The sequence below is a fragment of the Nonomuraea sp. NPDC049646 genome, from assembly GCF_044465525.1.
Classification (GTDB): Bacteria; Actinomycetota; Actinomycetes; order Streptosporangiales; family Streptosporangiaceae; genus Nonomuraea.
Genome location: NZ_JBITLU010000024.1, coordinates 1 through 17,179 on the forward strand (window position 1 = coordinate 1; position 17,179 = coordinate 17,179).

A 17,179-nucleotide genomic window follows, 5' to 3' on the forward strand; every position below is an offset into this window, starting at 1 on the left:
GTGCTCTCCAGCGACGGCATGTCCATCGAGATGCGCGACACCGACGAGGACGTCTTCCGCGCGGCGGAGGAACTCGGTATCGATCTGTCCCGGCGTGAGCCGAGCAGCGTGGAAGAAGTCTGAGGGGGAGATCGCACACAATGCTAGACGTCAACTTCTTCGACGAGCTCAGGATCGGTCTTGCGACCGCCGACGACATCCGTCAGTGGTCGCACGGCGAGGTCAAGAAGCCCGAGACCATCAACTACCGGACTCTCAAGCCGGAAAAGGACGGACTCTTCTGCGAGAAGATCTTCGGTCCGACCCGCGACTGGGAGTGCTACTGCGGCAAGTACAAGCGCGTCCGGTTCAAGGGCATCATCTGTGAGCGCTGCGGCGTCGAGGTGACCCGGGCCAAGGTGCGTCGTGAGCGGATGGGCCACATCGAGCTGGCCGCGCCCGTCACGCACATCTGGTACTTCAAGGGCGTGCCGTCGCGCCTCGGCTACCTGCTCGACCTGGCCCCGAAGGACCTGGAGAAGGTCATCTACTTCGCGGCCTACATGATCACGCATGTCGACACCGACATGCGTGAGCGTGACCTGCCCTCGCTGGAGGCGAAGATCTCCGTCGAGCGGCAGCACATCGAGCAGCGCCGTGACGCCGACGTCGAGTCCAGGCAGAAGAAGCTCGAGTCCGACCTGGCCGAGCTGGAGGCCGCCGGCGCCAAGGGCGACCAGCGGCGCAAGGTCCGCGAGGGCGCCGAGCGCGAGATGCGCCAGCTCCGCGACCGTGCCCAGCGCGAGCTGGACCGGCTCGACGAGGTCTGGAGCCGCTTCAAGAACCTCAAGGTCCAGGACCTTGAGGGCGACGAGCTGCTCTACCGCGAGATGCGCGACCGCTTCGGCCGCTACTTCAAGGGCGGCATGGGCGCGCAGGCGATCCAGGACCGCCTGATCAGCTTCGACCTCGACGCCGAGGCCGAGAACCTGCGCGAGACCATCCGCAGCGGCAAGGGCCAGAAGAAGGCCCGCGCCCTCAAGCGGCTCAAGGTCGTGTCGGCGTTCCTGAACACGACCAACTCGCCGCGCGGCATGGTGCTCGACTGCATCCCGGTCATCCCGCCGGACCTGCGCCCGATGGTGCAGCTCGACGGTGGCCGGTTCGCGACCTCCGACCTCAACGACCTGTACCGCCGGGTCATCAACCGGAACAACCGCCTCAAGCGTCTGCTCGACCTCGGCGCCCCCGAGATCATCGTGAACAACGAGAAGCGGATGCTCCAGGAGGCCGTCGACGCGCTGTTCGACAACGGCCGTCGCGGTCGTCCGGTGACCGGCCCCGGCAACCGGCCGCTGAAGTCCCTCAGCGACATGCTGAAGGGCAAGCAGGGTCGTTTCCGCCAGAACCTGCTGGGCAAGCGAGTCGACTACTCCGGCCGTTCGGTCATCGTCGTCGGCCCGCAGCTCAAGCTGCACCAGTGCGGTCTGCCCAAGCAGATGGCGCTGGAGCTGTTCAAGCCGTTCGTGATGAAGCGGCTCGTGGACCTCAACCACGCGCAGAACATCAAGTCGGCCAAGCGGATGGTCGAGCGCGCCCGCCCCGTCGTGTGGGACGTGCTCGAAGAGGTCATCACCGAGCACCCGGTGCTGCTCAACCGCGCTCCGACGCTCCACCGTCTGGGCATCCAGGCGTTCGAGCCGCAGCTGGTCGAGGGCAAGGCCATCCAGATCCACCCGCTCGTCTGCACCGCCTTCAACGCGGACTTCGACGGCGACCAGATGGCCGTGCACCTGCCGCTGTCGGCTGAGGCCCAGGCCGAGGCACGCATCCTGATGCTCTCGACCAACAACATCCTCAAGCCGGCCGACGGCAAGCCCGTGACGATGCCCACCCAGGACATGGTCATCGGCCTCTACTGGCTGACCACCCAGAAGGAAGGCGCGACCGGCGAGGGCCGCGTGTTCGGCTCGATCGCCGAGGCGCAGATGGCCTTCGACCGCCGCGAGCTGGAGATCCAGGCGAAGATCCAGATCCGGGTCAAGGACGTCCTGCCGCCGCGCGACTGGGTCGCTCCGGAGGGCTGGGAGCAGGGTGACCCGATCCGGCTGGAGACGACGTTCGGGCGGTGCCTGTTCAACCAGACGCTCCCCGAGAGCTACCCGTTCGTCAACTTCCAGGTGGGCAAGAAGCAGCTGTCCACGATCGTGAACGAGCTGGCCGACACCTACCCCAAGGTCGAGGTCGCCAACTCGCTCGACGCGCTCAAGGACGCGGGCTTCCGCTGGGCGACCCGCTCCGGCGTCACGATCTCGATCGAGGACGTCGTCGCGCCGCCGAACAAGACCGACATCATGGAGAACTACGAGCGCCGGGCCGACAAGGTCCAGCGCGAGTACGAGCGTGGTCTGATCACCGACGAGGAGCGCCGCCAGGAGCTCATCGAGATCTGGACCCACGCCACGGCCGACGTCGAGACCGACATGGTCAACGCCTTCCCGGCGACCAACCCGGTCTGGATGATGGTCAACTCGGGCGCCCGTGGTAACAAGATGCAGGTCCGGCAGATCGCCGGCATCCGTGGCCTGGTGTCCAACACCAAGGGCGAGACGATCCCGCGGCCGATCAAGGCCTCCTTCCGCGAGGGCCTGTCGGTGCTGGAGTACTTCATCTCCACCCACGGTCAGCGGAAGGGTCTTGCCGACACCGCCCTGCGTACCGCCGACTCGGGTTACCTGACCCGTCGTCTGGTGGACGTCGCCCAGGACGTCATCGTGCGGGAGATCGACTGCGGCACCGACCGCGCGGTCCCGCTGCACGTCGGCGAGCGCGACGCGTCGGGCAACCTGGTCAAGGCGGAGAACGCCGAGTCCAACGTGCACGGCCGCATCATGGCCGAGGACGTCGAGGTCGACGGCAAGGTCATCGTCCCGGCGGGTGTCGACATCAACGACATCCACGTGACGAAGCTGGTCGAGGCCGGCGTCGAGACCGTCCGTACCCGCAGCGCGCTCGTCTGCGAGGCCAAGATCGGTGTCTGCGCGACCTGCTACGGCCGCTCGCTGGCCACCGGCAAGCTCGTGGACGTCGGCGAGGCGGTCGGCATCATCGCCGCCCAGTCGATCGGTGAGCCCGGCACGCAGCTGACGATGCGTACGTTCCACACCGGTGGTGTGGCCGGCGCCGACATCACCCACGGTCTGCCCCGTGTCACGGAGCTGTTCGAGGCGCGCATCCCCAAGGGTGTCGCCCCGATCTCCGAGGCCGAGGGCCGGGCCAGGATCGACGAGACGGACAAGACCAGGAAGATCGTCATCACCCCCGACGACGGGTCGGAGGAGATCGCCTACCCGGTCTCGATGCGGTCGCGCCTGCTCGTCCAGGACGGTCAGCGCGTGACGGTCGGCCAGCAGCTGATCGCCGGTGCGGTCAACCCCAACGAGGTGCTGCGCATCCTCGGCCCGCGGGCCGTGCAGCTGCACCTGGTGGCCGAGGTCCAGCAGGTCTACCGGTCGCAGGGTGTGTCGATCCACGACAAGCACATCGAGATCATCGTGCGGCAGATGCTCAAGCGCGTGAACGTGCTGGAGTCCGGTGACACCGACCTGCTGCCCGGTGAGCTGGTGGAGCGTCCGCGCTTCGAGCAGATGAACCGCGAGACGGTGGCCGAGAGCGGCTCGCCGGCCGCGGGCCGTCCGGTGCTCATGGGCATCACGAAGGCGTCGCTGGCCACCGAGTCGTGGCTGTCGGCGGCCTCCTTCCAGGAGACGACCAGGGTCCTGACGGACGCGGCGATCCACGCCAAGTCCGACTCGCTGCTGGGCCTGAAGGAGAACGTCATCATCGGTAAGCTCATCCCGGCCGGTACGGGCATGCCCCAGTACCGCAACATCCGGGTCGAGCCGACCGAGGAGGCCAAGGCCGCCATGTACACCGTCGGCGGTTACGACGGTTCCGCGGCCGACTACACCTTCGGCACGGGCAGCGGCGAGGCCGTCCCGCTGGAGGAGTACGACTTCGGTCAGTACAACCGCTAGCAGTTCGCAGGCGCCGCGCCCGGGTCTCTCTCCGCAGAGGCCCGGGCGCGGCGCTTTTGCGGCCGTACGCGCTGCCGTAGACGGTCCCAGACGCCCTGTGGGGGCGGCACGGGCCCGGGGGGACGGTCCGCCGGCCTGACGGCCTGTGGGCCGGTTGCGGGGTTCCCCGGCGAATCGGCACACGTCGGTCCCCAGGCCAGGTATCATTGCCGCGGCGCTTCGGATGGGCTGGATGAGACAGGCCCCGGTGGCACGGAGCGGTGAGGCCGACAGGCGTTGCCGTGCCGTTTTGACGTGTCGGCTGGGCCTGGGTAGTCTTGAGCATCGTGCCCGTCTCTAGCGGGCTTTCGGCTGTGCGCTCATATCCATAGGGAGAGCGTCGGCTGGACTCTCAGGCTCGCAAGTCTCCGTGGCTGTGTCTGTGTGAATAGCGCGACACGCCCGACCGCGGGGGCACCGGGACGAGGAAAACCAGCAGGTCATGACACCGGCAGAACCTGCGAAATGCAAGACCCAATGACGTAACACCGGCCAAGGCACGAAACGGAGTGGCAGTGCCCACTATTCAGCAGTTGGTCCGCAAGGGCCGGCAGGACAAGGTCTCCAAGACCAAGACTCCTGCCCTCAAGGGGAGCCCGCAGCGGCGCGGCGTGTGCCAGCGCGTCTACACCACGACCCCGAAGAAGCCCAACTCGGCACTGCGCAAGGTGGCCCGCGTTCGGCTCACGAACGGCATCGAGGTCACGGCTTACATCCCCGGTGTGGGCCACAACCTGCAGGAGCACTCCATCGTGCTCGTGCGTGGCGGTCGTGTGAAGGACCTGCCTGGTGTTCGCTACAAGATCATCCGCGGTTCGCTCGACACCCAGGGTGTCCGCAACCGCAAGCAGGCCCGCAGCCGCTACGGCGCGAAGAAGGAGAAGAGCTAACAATGCCTCGTAAGGGTTCTCCTGGCCGTCGTCAGCTCATGTCTGACCCGGTTTACAGCTCGCCGCTGGTGACCGCCCTGATCAACAAGGTGCTCCTCGACGGCAAGCGTTCCATCGCGCAGTCGATCGTCTACGGCGCCCTCGAAGGCTGCAGGGAGAAGACGGGCAACGACCCGGTCGTCACCCTCAAGCGCGCGCTTGACAACGTCAAGCCCACCCTCGAGGTTCGCAGCCGCCGTGTCGGTGGCGCGACGTACCAGGTGCCGGTCGAGGTGCGCGCCGCGCGCAGCACCACCCTGGCCCTGCGCTGGCTGGTGCAGTACTCCCGCGCCCGCCGCGAGAAGACCATGACCGAGCGCCTCATGAACGAGCTCCTCGACGCCAGCAACGGCCTCGGGGCGAGTGTCAAGAAGCGCGAGGACACCCACAAGATGGCCGAGTCCAACAAGGCCTTCGCCCACTACCGCTGGTAACCCGGCGGGTTCGACGAGACGACGAGGACGCGAGTTAAAGTGGCCGCTACGACCGCTCTTGACCTGGCCAAGGTCCGCAACATCGGGATCATGGCCCACATCGACGCGGGCAAGACCACCACGACCGAGCGCATCCTGTTCTACACCGGCATCAACTACAAGATCGGTGAAGTCCATGAGGGCGCTGCCACCATGGACTGGATGGAGCAGGAGCAGGAGCGCGGCATCACGATCACGTCTGCCGCGACGACCTGTGAGTGGATCGGTCACACCATCAACATCATCGACACTCCGGGTCACGTCGACTTCACCATCGAAGTGGAGCGCTCGCTCCGCGTCCTCGACGGTGCCGTCGCCGTGTTCGACGGTGTCGCCGGTGTCGAGCCGCAGTCGGAGACGGTGTGGCGGCAGGCTGACCGGTACGAGGTCCCGCGCATCTGCTTCGTGAACAAGATGGACCGTGTCGGCGCGGAGTTCCACCGCTGCGTCGAGATGATGGTCAGCCGCCTGGGCGCGACCCCCGCTGTGATCCAGCTTCCGTGGGGTGTCGAGGCCGACTTCAAGGGCGTCATCGACCTCATCAAGATGAAGGGGCTCATCTGGAGCGCCGACGCGGCCAAGGGCGAGATGTACGACACCGTCGACATCCCGGCCGACCACGCCGACGCCGCCCGCGAGTGGCGTGACCGCCTCATCGAGACGGTCGCCGAGAACGACGACGAGCTGATGGAGCTCTTCCTGGAGGGCACCGAGCCCACCGAGGAGCAGCTGGTCGCGGCCATCCGCCGCGCCACGCTGAGCAGCGCCATCAACCCGGTGCTGTGCGGCACCGCGTTCAAGAACAAGGGCGTTCAGCCCCTGCTCGACGCGATCGTCGCCTACCTCCCCGCCCCGACCGACATCCCGGCGTTCAAGGGTTACGCGGTCGGCAACGAGGAGAAGGTGATCGAGCGTCACGCGGACCCGGCCGAGCCGTTCTCCGCGCTGGCCTTCAAGATCGCCAGCGACCCGCACCTGGGCAAGCTCACCTACATCCGCATCTACTCCGGCACCCTCGACACCGGTTCACAGGTCGTGAACTCGGTGAAGGGCAAGAAGGAGCGGATCGGCAAGATCTACCAGATGCACGCCAACAAGCGCGAAGAGCGCCCGCAGGCGATCGCCGGTCAGATCGTCGCCGTCATGGGTCTGAAGGACACCACGACCGGCGACACCCTTGCCGACCCGGCCAACCCGGTCGTGCTCGAGTCGATGACGTTCCCGGCTCCGGTCATCAACGTCGCCATCGAGCCCAAGACCAAGGGCGACCAGGAGAAGCTGTCCACCGCCATCCAGCGGCTGGCCGAGGAGGACCCGTCCTTCCAGGTCCGTCGTGACGAGGAGACCGGTCAGACGGTCATCTGGGGCATGGGCGAGCTTCACCTGGAGATCCTCGTCGACCGTATGCGTCGTGAGTTCAAGGTCGAGGCCAACGTGGGCCGCCCGCAGGTGGCCTACCGCGAGACCATCCGCCGCAAGGTGGAGAAGGTCGACTACACCCACAAGAAGCAGACCGGTGGTTCGGGTCAGTTCGCGCGGGTGATCATCGACCTGGAGCCGCTGGGCGAGGGCAACGACGGTTACGAGTTCCAGAACAAGGTCTCCGGTGGCCGCGTCCCGAGGGAGTACATCCCCTCGGTCGACGCCGGCGCGCAGGAGGCCGCCGAGTTCGGCGTGCTGGCCGGTTACCCGATGGTGGGCGTGAAGGTTACGCTGACCGACGGTGCCGCGCACGACGTCGACTCCTCGGAAATGGCGTTCAAGATCGCCGGCTCGATGGCCTTCAAGGAGGCCGCGCGCAAGGCGGACGCCGTTCTTCTCGAGCCGATGATGGCCGTCGAGGTCACCACGCCCGAGGACTACATGGGTGATGTCATCGGTGACCTCAACGGTCGCCGCGGGCAGATCCAGGCGATGGACGAGCGGGCCGGCGCCCGTGTCGTCCAGGCGCTCGTGCCGCTGTCTGAGATGTTCGGCTACGTGGGTGACCTGCGGAGCAAGACGCAGGGGCGCGCGAGCTACAGCATGCAGTTCGACTCCTACGCGGAGGTGCCCCCGGGCATCGCCAAGGAGATCGTCGCGAAGGCCCGGGGCGAATAGTTCCGGTCCCTGGTGGGGTGGTGCGAGCCACCCCACCGCCTAGGGGTCTGGGATCTCCCGGGCCCGAGTGTGTAGACGAAAGTCAGTCAGATTCTCAAGGAGAGAACCAGTGGGCAAGGCCAAGTTCGAGCGGACTAAGCCGCACATGAACATCGGCACCATTGGACACATCGACCACGGCAAGACCACGCTGACCGCGGCGATCACCAAGGTGCTTCACGACCGTTTCCCCGAGCTCAACAAGGCGACCCCGTTCGACAAGATCGACAAGGCGCCCGAGGAGAAGGCTCGCGGTATTACGATCTCCATCGCGCACGTCGAGTACCAGACCGAGAAGCGTCACTACGCTCACGTTGACTGCCCCGGTCACGCCGACTACGTGAAGAACATGATCACCGGTGCCGCTCAGATGGACGGCGCGATCCTCGTGGTCGCCGCCACCGACGGCCCGATGCCGCAGACGAAGGAGCACGTCCTCCTGGCCCGCCAGGTCGGCGTCCCCTACATCGTCGTGGCGCTGAACAAGGCCGACATGGTCGACGACGAGGAGATCCTCGAGCTCGTCGAGCTGGAGGTCCGTGAGCTCCTGTCCGCGCAGGAGTTCCCCGGCGACGACCTGCCCGTCGTCCGCGTCTCCGCCCTCAAGGCTCTCGAGGGTGACGAGAAGTGGGCCGACAGCATCATCGAGCTGATGAACGCGGTGGACGAGAACGTCCCCGAGCCTCCCCGTGACACGGAGAAGCCGTTCCTCATGCCCGTCGAGGACGTCTTCTCGATCACCGGTCGCGGCACCGTCGTCACCGGTCGTATCGAGCGCGGCATCGTCAAGGTCAACGAGCAGGTCGACATCATCGGCATCAAGCCGGAGAAGACGACGACCACCGTCACCAGCATCGAGATGTTCAACAAGATGCTCGACGAGGGTCACGCGGGCGACAACGCCGCTCTGCTGCTCCGCGGCATCAAGCGCGACGACGTCGAGCGCGGCCAGTGCATCATCAAGCCGGGCACGACGACCCCGCACACCGAGTTCACCGGCCAGGTCTACATCCTGTCCAAGGACGAGGGCGGCCGCCACACGCCGTTCTTCAACAACTACCGCCCGCAGTTCTACTTCCGTACGACTGACGTGACCGGTGTTGTGAACCTCCCCGAGGGCACCGAGATGGTCATGCCGGGCGACAACACCGAGATGCGCGTTGAGCTGATCCAGCCCATCGCCATGGAGGAAGGCCTCAAGTTCGCGATCCGTGAGGGTGGCCGCACCGTCGGCGCCGGCCGGGTCGTGAAGATCATCAAGTAGCTCGACCGTCGGGGCGGCGGTCGGCCCCACATTCAGGGCCGACCGCCGTACCGCGTCAAGGGCCTCGCGTAAAGCGCCGTGATCCAGCAGTCGCTTCGGCCATAGTGACCGAAGTAACTGCCGGATCACGGAAGAAAAGACAGATCAACAGTGTCTGTCTCGTGGGGTCACGCAGGGTCAGACCTGCACCAGCACAGCGGCACAAGGCCGCACGATACTTTTTCAGACGACAGCGAAGGACACCGAGGCCACTATGGCGGGACAGAAGATCCGCATCCGGCTTAAGGCCTATGACCACGAGGTCATCGACAGCTCGGCCAAGAAGATCGTCGAGACGGTGACGCGGACTGGCGCGAAGGTCGCGGGCCCGGTGCCGCTGCCGACCGAGAAGAACGTGTACTGCGTCATCCGCTCGCCGCACAAGTACAAGGACAGCCGCGAGCACTTCGAGATGCGCACGCACAAGCGGCTGATTGACATCATCGACCCGACCCCCAAGACGGTTGACTCGCTCATGCGGCTCGACCTCCCCGCGGGTGTCGACATTTCGATCAAGCTCTGAGGGAACGCACTGACATGGCTAAGACGATCAAGGGCGTCCTGGGCAAGAAGCTCGGCATGACCCAGGTCTTCGACGCGGACAACCGGATGGTTCCGGTGACCGTGGTCGAGGCCGGTCCGTGCGTGGTGACCCGGGTCCGCACCGCAGAGAAGGACGGCTACTCCGCCGTTCAGCTCGGCTTCGGGCAGGTCGACCCCCGGAAGGTCAACAAGCCGCTCGGCGACTACCTGCGTAAGCACGACATCACCCCGCGCCGTTACTTCGCGGAGATCCGCACCGACGACGCGAGCGACTACACCCTGGGCCAGGAGCTGCTGGCCGACACCTTCGAGGCCGGCCAGTTCGTCGACGTGACGGGCAAGAGCAAGGGCAAGGGCTTCGCCGGTGTCATGAAGCGGCACGGCTTCGGTGGTCTGGGCGCGTCGCACGGTACGCAGCGCAAGCACCGCTCGCCGGGTTCCATCGGTGGCTGCGCCACCCCGGGCCGCGTATTCAAGGGCCTGCGCATGGCCGGTCGGATGGGTAACGTCCGCACCACTGTGCAGAGCCTCAAGGTTCACTCCGTCGACGCCGAGAACGGTCTCATCCTGATCAAGGGTGCGATCCCCGGCGCGAACGGCAGCCTGGTCCTCGTCCGCACCGCTGCCAAGAAGGGGGCTGCCAAGTGAGCACCACTATTGACGTCCTCGACGCCAGCGGCGCCAAGGCCGGCACCGTCGAACTGCCCGAAGACGTCTTCGGCACGACGGTCAACGTTCCGCTGATCCACCAGGTGGTCGTGGCCCAGCTCGCCGCTCGCCGGCAGGGCACCCACAAGGCCAAGACCCGTGGCGAGGTCAGCGGTGGCGGCAAGAAGCCGTACCGCCAGAAGGGCACCGGCCGCGCCCGTCAGGGCTCGACCCGCGCGCCGCAGTTCACCGGCGGTGGCACCGTCCACGGGCCCGTGCCGCGTGACTACTCGCAGCGCACGCCCAAGAAGATGAAGGCCGCCGCGCTCCGCGGCGCCCTGTCCGACAGGGCCGGCGGCGGTCGCGTCCACGTGGTCAGCACGCTGGTGACGGGGGAGACCCCCAAGACCAAGGCTGCCCTGGAGGCCCTGCGCAAGATCACTCAGGCTCCCCGCGTGCTCGTCGTCGTCGACGAGGCCGACGAGCTGACCTGGATGAGCCTGCGTAACGCTCCCGAGGTCCACCTGCTGGACGCCGGGCAGCTCAACACCTACGACGTGCTCGTGCACGACGACGTGGTCTTCACCCAGGAGGCGTACGACCAGGTCGTCGCGCGGCTGAGCCAGGGCGGGAAGGAAGACGCCTGATGGAGAAGATCGCCGACCCGCGCGACATCATCATCAAGCCGGTCGTCTCTGAGAAGAGCTACGGCCTGATCGATGAGAACAACAAGTACACGTTCCTGGTGAAGAAGACCGCGAACAAGACCCAGGTCAAGATCGCCGTTGAGCAGATCTTCGGGGTCAAGGTCACCAGCGTGAACACCATCAACCGGACGGGCAAGCGCAAGCGCACCCGCACCGGTTTCGGCAAGCGTCCCGATACCAAGCGCGCGATCGTGAGCCTGGTCGAGGGCGATCGGATCGACATCTTCGGTCAGATCGGCTAGCAGCGCCATAGATAGGAAGCGGGCCGAAAGGTCTGCGAGGGACGAGACCGTCGTGCTTCGGTGCGGCGGGCTCGCCCATGTAACCGACGAAGGATGAACGAAAAAGATGGGCATCCGTAAGTACAAGCCGACGACTCCGGGTCGCCGCGGGTCGAGTGTCTCGGACTTCTCCGAGATCACCCGCAGCACTCCCGAGAAGTCGCTGCTTGCGCCCCTTCACAGCAAGGGCGGCCGGAACGTACACGGCCGGGTGACCGCGCGCCACCAGGGCGGCGGACACAAGCGCGCCTACCGGATCATCGACTTCCGTAGGCATGACAAGGACGGCATCCCGGCGAAGGTCGCTCACATCGAGTACGACCCCAACCGCACCGCCAACATCGCTCTGCTCCACTACGCCGACGGTGAGAAGCGCTACATCATCGCGCCGACCGGCCTCAAGCAGGGCGACCGAATCGAGAACGGCCCCGCTGCCGACATCAAGCCGGGCAACTGCCTGCCGCTGCGCAACATCCCGACCGGTACCTTCATCCACGCGGTGGAGCTCCGTCCGGGCGGCGGCGCGAAGCTCGGTCGTTCCGCGGGCGCCCAGATCCAGCTGCTCGCCAAGGAAGGCCAGTACGCCACCCTGCGTATGCCGTCCGGTGAAATGCGCATGGTCGACGTGCGCTGCCGGGCGTCGGTCGGCCAGGTCGGCAACGCCGAGCAGGCCAACATCAACTGGGGCAAGGCCGGCCGTATGCGGTGGAAGGGCAAGCGCCCGACCGTCCGCGGTGTCGCCATGAACCCCGTTGACCACCCGCACGGTGGTGGTGAGGGCAAGACGTCCGGCGGTCGCCACCCGGTGAACCCCAAGGGCAAGCCCGAGGGCCGCACCCGCCAGGCCAACAAGTCCAGCGACCGGCTGATCATCCGTCGTCGGAGCAAGAGGAAGAAGCGGTAGGAGCAGCCGAAATGCCACGTAGCCTTAAGAAGGGTCCCTTCGTGGACGACCACCTTCAGAAGAAGGTGGACGCCCAGAACGAGAAGGGCACCAAGAACGTCATCAAGACGTGGTCGCGGCGCTCCATGATCGTTCCCGACATGCTCGGGCACACGATCGCCGTGCACGACGGCCGCAAGCACGTCCCGGTGTTCGTCACCGAGTCGATGATCGGCCACAAGCTCGGAGAGTTCGCCCCCACGCGGACGTTCCGCAGCCACGTCAAGGAAGACCGGCGCAGCCGGCGATAGACGCCTTCAGAAGCATTTAGAGGAGTAAGCGATGGAAGCCAGGGCTCAGGCGCGGTTCGTCCGTGTCACGCCCCTCAAGGCCCGCCGCGTGGTGGACCTTATTCGCGGGCTGCCCGCTTCGGAGGCGCAGGCCGTGCTGCAGTTCGCTCCCCAGTCGGCGAGCGAGCCGATCTACAAGGTGCTCAGCAGCGCCATGGCGAATGCCGAGCACAACTTCAACCTCGACCCCAGCACGCTCGTCGTGAGCCGCGCCTGGGTCGACGAGGGCCCGACGCTGAAGCGGTTCCGCCCGCGTGCACAGGGTCGCGCCTATCGGATCAACAAGCGGACGAGCCACATCACCGTGATCGTGGAATCCCGCGAGCCGAAGGGAAGGACCCGATAGTGGGCCAGAAGGTTAACCCGCACGGGTTCCGCCTCGGCATCACGACCGACTTCAAGAGCCGGTGGTACGCCGACAAGCTGTACAAGTCGTACGTCGCCGAGGACGTGGCGATCCGCCGCATGCTGCAGAAGGGCATGGAGCGGGCCGGCATCTCCAAGGTCGAGATCGAGCGCACCACGGACCGAGTGCAGGTGGACATCCACACCGCGCGTCCGGGCATCGTGATCGGCCGCCGCGGCGCCGAGGCGGACCGTATCCGCGGCGACCTCGAGAAGCTGACCAAGAAGCAGGTCCAGCTCAACATCCTCGAGGTCAAGAACCCGGAGATCGACGCTCAGCTCGTCGCTCAGGGCGTCGCCGAGCAGCTGTCCAGCCGTGTCTCGTTCCGCCGCGCCATGCGCAAGGCGATGCAGTCGGCCATGAAGTCCGGCGCCAAGGGCATCCGTGTCCAGTGCGCGGGTCGTCTGGGCGGCGCCGAGATGTCGCGGTCGGAGTTCTACCGTGAGGGTCGCGTGCCGCTGCACACCCTTCGCGCGGACATCGACTACGGCTTCTACGAGGCCCGTACCACCTTCGGCCGCATCGGCGTGAAGGTCTGGATCTACAAGGGTGAGGCTCCGACCAGCCGCGCCGAGCGTGAGGCGGCTGCCGCCGGCGCTCGTGCCGGTCAGCGTCGCGAGCGTGACGACCGTCGTGGTGGCGGCGGCGACCGTCCGCGTCGTGGCGGCGGTGACCGTCCGCGTCGTGGCGGCGGCCGTGGCGACCGCGCCCCCCGTACCGAATCGGCCGCGCCCGCGGGCGCTGCCCCCGAGACCGGCCCGGCTGCGCAGCCGGGTGCTGAAGGGAGCTGACCATGCTGATCCCGCGCAGGGTCAAGCACCGCAAGCAGCACCGGCCTGACCGCAGCGGAGCCGCCAAGGGCGGCACCAGGGTCGTGTTCGGCGAGTTCGGCATTCAGGCTGTTGAGCACTCCTACGTGACCAACCGCCAGATCGAGTCCGCTCGTATCGCCATGACCCGTCACATCCGCCGTGGCGGCAAGGTGTGGATCAACATCTACCCCGACCGTCCGCTCACCAAGAAGCCGGCCGAGACCCGCATGGGTTCCGGTAAGGGTTCGCCGGAGTGGTGGATCGCCAACGTCAAGCCCGGACGCGTGATGTTCGAGCTGTCCGGCGTGGCGGAGTCGGTCGCGCGTGAGGCCCTCACCAGGGCGATCCACAAGCTGCCGATGAAGTGCAAGATCGTTAAGCGTGAAGTGGGTGAGGCGTGATGGCTAAGGGCCTGACCGCCGGCGAGCTGCGAGTGGAGGACCAGGACACCCTGGTGCAGAAGCTCAAGGAAGCCAAGGAGGAGCTGTTCAACCTCCGCTTCCAGGCAGCGACCGGTCAGTTGGAGAGCCACGGGCGGCTGCGCGCCGTCCGCCGCGAGATCGCCCGCATCTACACCGTGATGCGCGAGCGTGAGCTCGGCATCGTCACGGTCGAGAAGGAGTCGAGCGATGGCTGAGACCGAGACCACCGAAACCACCGAGGCGAACGACGCGCGGAACTTCCGCAAGGTCCGTGAGGGCCTGGTCGTCAGCGACAAGATGGACAAGACCGTCGTCGTCGCCGTCGAGGACCGCGTCAAGCACCGTCTGTACGGCAAGGTCATCCGCCGTACGACCAAGTACAAGGCACACGACGAGGCCAACGCCTGCGGCGTCGGCGACCGCGTGCTGCTCATGGAGACCCGCCCCCTCTCCGCCACCAAGCGGTGGAGGGTCGTGGAGATCCTCGAGAAGGCCAAGTAAGGCCCTCTCGGATATACCGCGCCTCGTGGGGGCCTCAGGGCCCCCATGACGGCGTCCAAGGACGCGAGGTCCTCCCGGACCTCGCGTCGCCTGCGGTGCGGCCCCTTCGCGGACTGTGGCCGTGGGAACAAGACAACGACAGGTTCCGCCAGGCTCAGCGATGAGAACCGGCGCGACTAACAGGAGTTCAAGTGATCCAGCAGGAGTCGCGGCTCAAGGTCGCCGACAACACTGGTGCGAAGGAGATCCTTTGCATCCGTGTTCTCGGTGGCTCGGGCCGACGCTACGCCGGTATCGGCGACATCATCGTCGCCACTGTCAAGGACGCGCTGCCGGGCAGCACGGGCGTCAAGAAGGGCGACGTGGTCAAGGCCGTCGTCGTCCGCACGGTCAAGGAGCGCCGCCGGCCCGACGGCTCCTACATCCGCTTCGACGAGAACGCCGCCGTCATCATCAAGGACAGCGGTGACCCTCGTGGCACTCGTATCTTCGGCCCGGTCGGCCGCGAGCTGCGCGACAAGAAGTTCATGCGCATCATCTCGCTCGCCCCGGAGGTGCTGTAATGCCGAAGCTGCATGTGAAGAAGGGTGACCTGGTTCAGGTCATCGCCGGCAAGGACAAGGGTGCCAAGGGTCACGTCATCGCCACGTACCCGCGCGAGGACCGCGTGGTGATCGAGGGCGTCAACATGATCAAGAAGCACACCAAGGAGTCTCTCCAGGGTCCGCGTGGCGCCAAGACCGGCGGCGTGCAGACGATGGAGGGCCCCATCCACGTGTCCAACGTGAAGAAGCTCAAGGACGAGAAGCCCGCCGACAAGAAGGCCGACAAGGCCGAGGAGACGGGTGAGGACAGCTGATGACCGCCACGACCACTGAGACCGAGCGCCCGACGCCGCGACTCAAGACGAAGTACCGCGAGGAGATCGCGGCCCAGCTTCGCGAGCAGTTCGGCATCGAGAACGTCATGCAGATCCCGGCCCTGACCAAGATCAAGGTCAACATGGGTGTCGGTGAGGCGGCTCGCGACTCCAAGCTCATCGAAGGCGCCGTACGCGACCTCACCGCGATCACCGGCCAGAAGCCGGCCGTCGTCCGGGCGCGCAAGTCCATCGCGCAGTTCAAGCTGCGTGAGGGCATGCCGATCGGCGCGCACGTCACGCTGCGCGGCGACCGCATGTGGGAGTTCCTCGACCGCCTGCTGGCGCTGGCGCTGCCCCGTATCCGGGACTTCCGCGGCCTGTCGCCGAAGCAGTTCGACGGCAACGGCAACTACACGTTCGGTCTGACCGAGCAGGTCATGTTCCACGAGGTCGACCAGGACAAGGTCGACCGCCCGCGGGGCATGGACATCACGGTCGTGACCACCGCGACGAACGACGACCAGGGCCGGGCGCTGCTGAAGCTCCTCGGCTTCCCGTTCAAGGAGGCCTGATCCAATGGCGAAGAAGTCGCTGATCGCCAAGGCGGGGCGCAAGCAGAAGTTCGAGGTCCGGGCCTACACCCGGTGCTCGCGTTGCGGTCGTCCGCGCGCGGTGTACCGCAAGTTCGGCCTGTGCCGCGTGTGCTTCCGCGAGATGGCGCACCGGGGCGAGCTGCCCGGCATCACCAAGTCGAGCTGGTAGATACTCTGGGGGGCGGCTCCGCGTCGTCCCCCGGGGTCCATGTTCAGAAGAAGACAGGACGCTTTGCGTCCATGACCGCGCCGAAGGTCCACCGGCAGAGCGCTGCTTGGCCGACTGGAAACCGCGGCGAGGAAGGCCACTGGCCATGACGATGACCGACCCGATCGCAGACATGCTGACGCGTCTGCGCAACGCGAACTCGGCGTACCACGAGAGCGTGTCGATGCCGTATTCGAAGATCAAGGCGCACATCGCCGAGATCCTCCAGCAGGAGGGTTACATCCAGTCCTGGGCCGTCGAAGACGCCAAGGTCGGAAAGAACCTCGTGGTGGAGCTCAAGTTCGGGCCTACCCGTGAGCGTTCGCTCGCGGGCCTGCGCCGGGTTTCCAAGCCCGGTCTGCGGGTTTATGCGAAGAAGGACAACCTGCCTCGAGTTCTGGGCGGGCTGGGCGTCGCGATCATCTCGACGTCCGCCGGACTCATGACCGACAAGCAGGCCGGCAAGCGTGGCGTGGGCGGCGAAGTCCTCGCCTACGTCTGGTAGAGGGGAGGAACACAGCATGTCGAGAATCGGACGGCTGCCCATCCCTGTGCCCAGTGGCGTAGACATCACGATCACCGGCCAGGATGTCCAGGTCAAGGGCCCGAAGGGCACGCTTTCTCACACGGTCGCGGACCCGATTACGGTCGGTCGTGACGACGACGGCGCCATCGCCGTCTCCCGGCCCAACGACGAGAACAAGGTCCGTGCGCTGCACGGCCTGTCCCGGACGCTGATCGCCAACATGGTGCAGGGCGTCACCCAGGGCTACACCAAGTCCCTGGAGATCGTCGGCGTCGGTTACCGCGTCCAGGCCAAGGGCCCGACGCAGCTGGAGTTCTCGCTGGGCTTCAGCCACCCGGTCATCGTCGACGCCCCCGAGGGTGTCTCCTTCCGCGTCGAGAAGCCGACCCTGTTCCACGTGGACGGCATCGACAAGCAGAAGGTCGGCGAGGTCGCGGCCAACATCCGCAAGTTGCGCAAGCCTGACCCGTACAAGGGCAAGGGCGTGCGTTACCAGGGCGAACAGATCCGCCGCAAGGTCGGAAAGGCTGGTAAGTAG

At 66.4% G+C, this 17,179-nt stretch carries 22 protein-coding genes; all 22 read left to right on the forward strand.

Translation table 11 applies throughout. The annotated features are described in order from the left end of the window. Positions 1–140 precede the first annotated feature (140 nt). The 22 genes from ACIBQ8_RS45260 to rplF all read left to right on the forward strand — a co-directional run bounded on the left by ACIBQ8_RS45260 (position 141) and on the right by rplF (position 17,179). Positions 141–4,016 (forward strand): DNA-directed RNA polymerase subunit beta', encoded by a 3,876-nt coding sequence (locus ACIBQ8_RS45260; protein ID WP_357982792.1) that lies wholly within the window; start codon positions 141–143, stop codon positions 4,014–4,016. A gap of 554 nt (positions 4,017–4,570) precedes the next feature. Further along, positions 4,571–4,945, forward strand: a complete 375-nt coding sequence (rpsL, locus tag ACIBQ8_RS45265; protein ID WP_020542315.1) for a 30S ribosomal protein S12 — start codon at positions 4,571–4,573, stop codon at positions 4,943–4,945. A 2-nt stretch (positions 4,946–4,947) separates the two neighbouring features. Then, positions 4,948–5,418, forward strand: coding sequence for a 30S ribosomal protein S7 (gene rpsG / locus ACIBQ8_RS45270; RefSeq protein ID WP_043623423.1), 471 nt, complete (start codon positions 4,948–4,950; stop codon positions 5,416–5,418). 90 nt (positions 5,419–5,508) lie between these two features. Next, on the forward strand, positions 5,509–7,557 hold the full coding sequence (gene fusA / locus ACIBQ8_RS45275) for an elongation factor G (RefSeq protein ID WP_387669283.1): 2,049 nt from the start codon (positions 5,509–5,511) through the stop codon (positions 7,555–7,557). 109 nt (positions 7,558–7,666) lie between these two features. Beyond that, positions 7,667–8,860: an elongation factor Tu gene (gene tuf, locus ACIBQ8_RS45280; RefSeq protein ID WP_352327252.1), complete on the forward strand. Its 1,194-nt coding sequence runs from the start codon at positions 7,667–7,669 to the stop codon at positions 8,858–8,860. A 253-nt stretch (positions 8,861–9,113) separates the two neighbouring features. Continuing rightward, entirely contained in the window at positions 9,114–9,422 is a 309-nt protein-coding gene (gene rpsJ, locus ACIBQ8_RS45285; RefSeq protein WP_012887830.1) for a 30S ribosomal protein S10, read from the forward strand. 14 nt (positions 9,423–9,436) lie between these two features. Beyond that, the gene (gene rplC / locus ACIBQ8_RS45290; RefSeq protein ID WP_138694761.1) at positions 9,437–10,090 is read left to right on the forward strand and encodes a 50S ribosomal protein L3; all 654 of its coding nucleotides are present in this window, start codon (positions 9,437–9,439) and stop codon (positions 10,088–10,090) included. Next, on the forward strand, positions 10,087–10,737 hold the full coding sequence (gene rplD, locus ACIBQ8_RS45295) for a 50S ribosomal protein L4 (protein WP_352327251.1): 651 nt from the start codon (positions 10,087–10,089) through the stop codon (positions 10,735–10,737). The genes rplC and rplD overlap by 4 nt, the downstream gene beginning before the upstream one ends. After that, complete coding sequence (gene rplW / locus ACIBQ8_RS45300; protein WP_352327250.1) at positions 10,737–11,039, forward strand: 50S ribosomal protein L23; 303 nt, start codon at positions 10,737–10,739, stop codon at positions 11,037–11,039. Before rplD ends, rplW begins: the two co-directional genes overlap by 1 nt. Before the next feature lie 106 nt (positions 11,040–11,145). Beyond that, positions 11,146–11,982 carry a 50S ribosomal protein L2 gene (gene rplB, locus ACIBQ8_RS45305; protein ID WP_125644676.1) on the forward strand — a complete coding sequence of 279 codons (837 nt, stop codon included), beginning with the start codon at positions 11,146–11,148 and terminating at the stop codon, positions 11,980–11,982. Positions 11,983–11,993: 11 nt separating this feature from the next. Beyond that, positions 11,994–12,272: a 30S ribosomal protein S19 gene (gene rpsS, locus ACIBQ8_RS45310; protein WP_030451498.1), complete on the forward strand. Its 279-nt coding sequence runs from the start codon at positions 11,994–11,996 to the stop codon at positions 12,270–12,272. Positions 12,273–12,303: 31 nt separating this feature from the next. Next, positions 12,304–12,657 carry a 50S ribosomal protein L22 gene (gene rplV, locus ACIBQ8_RS45315; protein WP_080043235.1) on the forward strand — a complete coding sequence of 118 codons (354 nt, stop codon included), beginning with the start codon at positions 12,304–12,306 and terminating at the stop codon, positions 12,655–12,657. After that, a complete protein-coding gene (rpsC, locus tag ACIBQ8_RS45320; protein WP_352327249.1) occupies positions 12,657–13,508 on the forward strand; it encodes a 30S ribosomal protein S3 in 852 nt (283 codons plus the stop codon). The genes rplV and rpsC overlap by 1 nt, the downstream gene beginning before the upstream one ends. Before the next feature lie 2 nt (positions 13,509–13,510). Then, positions 13,511–13,930 (forward strand): 50S ribosomal protein L16, encoded by a 420-nt coding sequence (rplP, locus tag ACIBQ8_RS45325; protein ID WP_125644673.1) that lies wholly within the window; start codon positions 13,511–13,513, stop codon positions 13,928–13,930. Beyond that, positions 13,930–14,166, forward strand: a complete 237-nt coding sequence (gene rpmC, locus ACIBQ8_RS45330) for a 50S ribosomal protein L29 (RefSeq protein ID WP_026214152.1) — start codon at positions 13,930–13,932, stop codon at positions 14,164–14,166. The genes rplP and rpmC overlap by 1 nt, the downstream gene beginning before the upstream one ends. Then, positions 14,159–14,452 (forward strand): 30S ribosomal protein S17, encoded by a 294-nt coding sequence (gene rpsQ, locus ACIBQ8_RS45335; protein WP_352327248.1) that lies wholly within the window; start codon positions 14,159–14,161, stop codon positions 14,450–14,452. The genes rpmC and rpsQ overlap by 8 nt, the downstream gene beginning before the upstream one ends. Before the next feature lie 191 nt (positions 14,453–14,643). Then, entirely contained in the window at positions 14,644–15,015 is a 372-nt protein-coding gene (rplN, locus tag ACIBQ8_RS45340; RefSeq protein WP_090769698.1) for a 50S ribosomal protein L14, read from the forward strand. Positions 15,016–15,023: 8 nt separating this feature from the next. Next, positions 15,024–15,311 carry a 50S ribosomal protein L24 gene (gene rplX, locus ACIBQ8_RS45345; protein ID WP_352327499.1) on the forward strand — a complete coding sequence of 96 codons (288 nt, stop codon included), beginning with the start codon at positions 15,024–15,026 and terminating at the stop codon, positions 15,309–15,311. After that, positions 15,311–15,886, forward strand: a complete 576-nt coding sequence (gene rplE, locus ACIBQ8_RS45350) for a 50S ribosomal protein L5 (protein ID WP_352327490.1) — start codon at positions 15,311–15,313, stop codon at positions 15,884–15,886. The genes rplX and rplE overlap by 1 nt, the downstream gene beginning before the upstream one ends. A gap of 4 nt (positions 15,887–15,890) precedes the next feature. After that, positions 15,891–16,076, forward strand: a complete 186-nt coding sequence (locus ACIBQ8_RS45355) for a type Z 30S ribosomal protein S14 (protein WP_020542298.1) — start codon at positions 15,891–15,893, stop codon at positions 16,074–16,076. Between the two features lie 145 nt (positions 16,077–16,221). Beyond that, the gene (rpsH, locus tag ACIBQ8_RS45360; RefSeq protein WP_125644666.1) at positions 16,222–16,620 is read left to right on the forward strand and encodes a 30S ribosomal protein S8; all 399 of its coding nucleotides are present in this window, start codon (positions 16,222–16,224) and stop codon (positions 16,618–16,620) included. Positions 16,621–16,636: 16 nt separating this feature from the next. Then, on the forward strand, positions 16,637–17,179 hold the full coding sequence (rplF, locus tag ACIBQ8_RS45365) for a 50S ribosomal protein L6 (protein ID WP_352327491.1): 543 nt from the start codon (positions 16,637–16,639) through the stop codon (positions 17,177–17,179).

Bases quoted from the DNA above. Each gene is read 5' to 3' on its own strand.
- ACIBQ8_RS45260 (WP_357982792.1), top strand. From the start codon at position 141: ATGCTAGACGTCAACTTCTTCGACGAGCTCAGGATCGGTCTTGCGACC.
- rpsG (WP_043623423.1), top strand. From the start codon at position 4,948: ATGCCTCGTAAGGGTTCTCCTGGCCGTCGTCAGCTCATGTCTGACCCG.
- fusA (WP_387669283.1), top strand. From the start codon at position 5,509: ATGGCCCACATCGACGCGGGCAAGACCACCACGACCGAGCGCATCCTG.
- rpsJ (WP_012887830.1), top strand. From the start codon at position 9,114: ATGGCGGGACAGAAGATCCGCATCCGGCTTAAGGCCTATGACCACGAG.
- rplC (WP_138694761.1), top strand. From the start codon at position 9,437: ATGGCTAAGACGATCAAGGGCGTCCTGGGCAAGAAGCTCGGCATGACC.
- rplW (WP_352327250.1), top strand. From the start codon at position 10,737: ATGGAGAAGATCGCCGACCCGCGCGACATCATCATCAAGCCGGTCGTC.
- rplB (WP_125644676.1), top strand. From the start codon at position 11,146: ATGGGCATCCGTAAGTACAAGCCGACGACTCCGGGTCGCCGCGGGTCG.
- rpsS (WP_030451498.1), top strand. From the start codon at position 11,994: ATGCCACGTAGCCTTAAGAAGGGTCCCTTCGTGGACGACCACCTTCAG.
- rplV (WP_080043235.1), top strand. From the start codon at position 12,304: ATGGAAGCCAGGGCTCAGGCGCGGTTCGTCCGTGTCACGCCCCTCAAG.
- rplP (WP_125644673.1), top strand. From the start codon at position 13,511: ATGCTGATCCCGCGCAGGGTCAAGCACCGCAAGCAGCACCGGCCTGAC.
- rpmC (WP_026214152.1), top strand. From the start codon at position 13,930: ATGGCTAAGGGCCTGACCGCCGGCGAGCTGCGAGTGGAGGACCAGGAC.
- rpsQ (WP_352327248.1), top strand. From the start codon at position 14,159: ATGGCTGAGACCGAGACCACCGAAACCACCGAGGCGAACGACGCGCGG.
- rplE (WP_352327490.1), top strand. From the start codon at position 15,311: ATGACCGCCACGACCACTGAGACCGAGCGCCCGACGCCGCGACTCAAG.
- ACIBQ8_RS45355 (WP_020542298.1), top strand. From the start codon at position 15,891: ATGGCGAAGAAGTCGCTGATCGCCAAGGCGGGGCGCAAGCAGAAGTTC.
- rpsH (WP_125644666.1), top strand. From the start codon at position 16,222: ATGACGATGACCGACCCGATCGCAGACATGCTGACGCGTCTGCGCAAC.
- rplF (WP_352327491.1), top strand. From the start codon at position 16,637: ATGTCGAGAATCGGACGGCTGCCCATCCCTGTGCCCAGTGGCGTAGAC.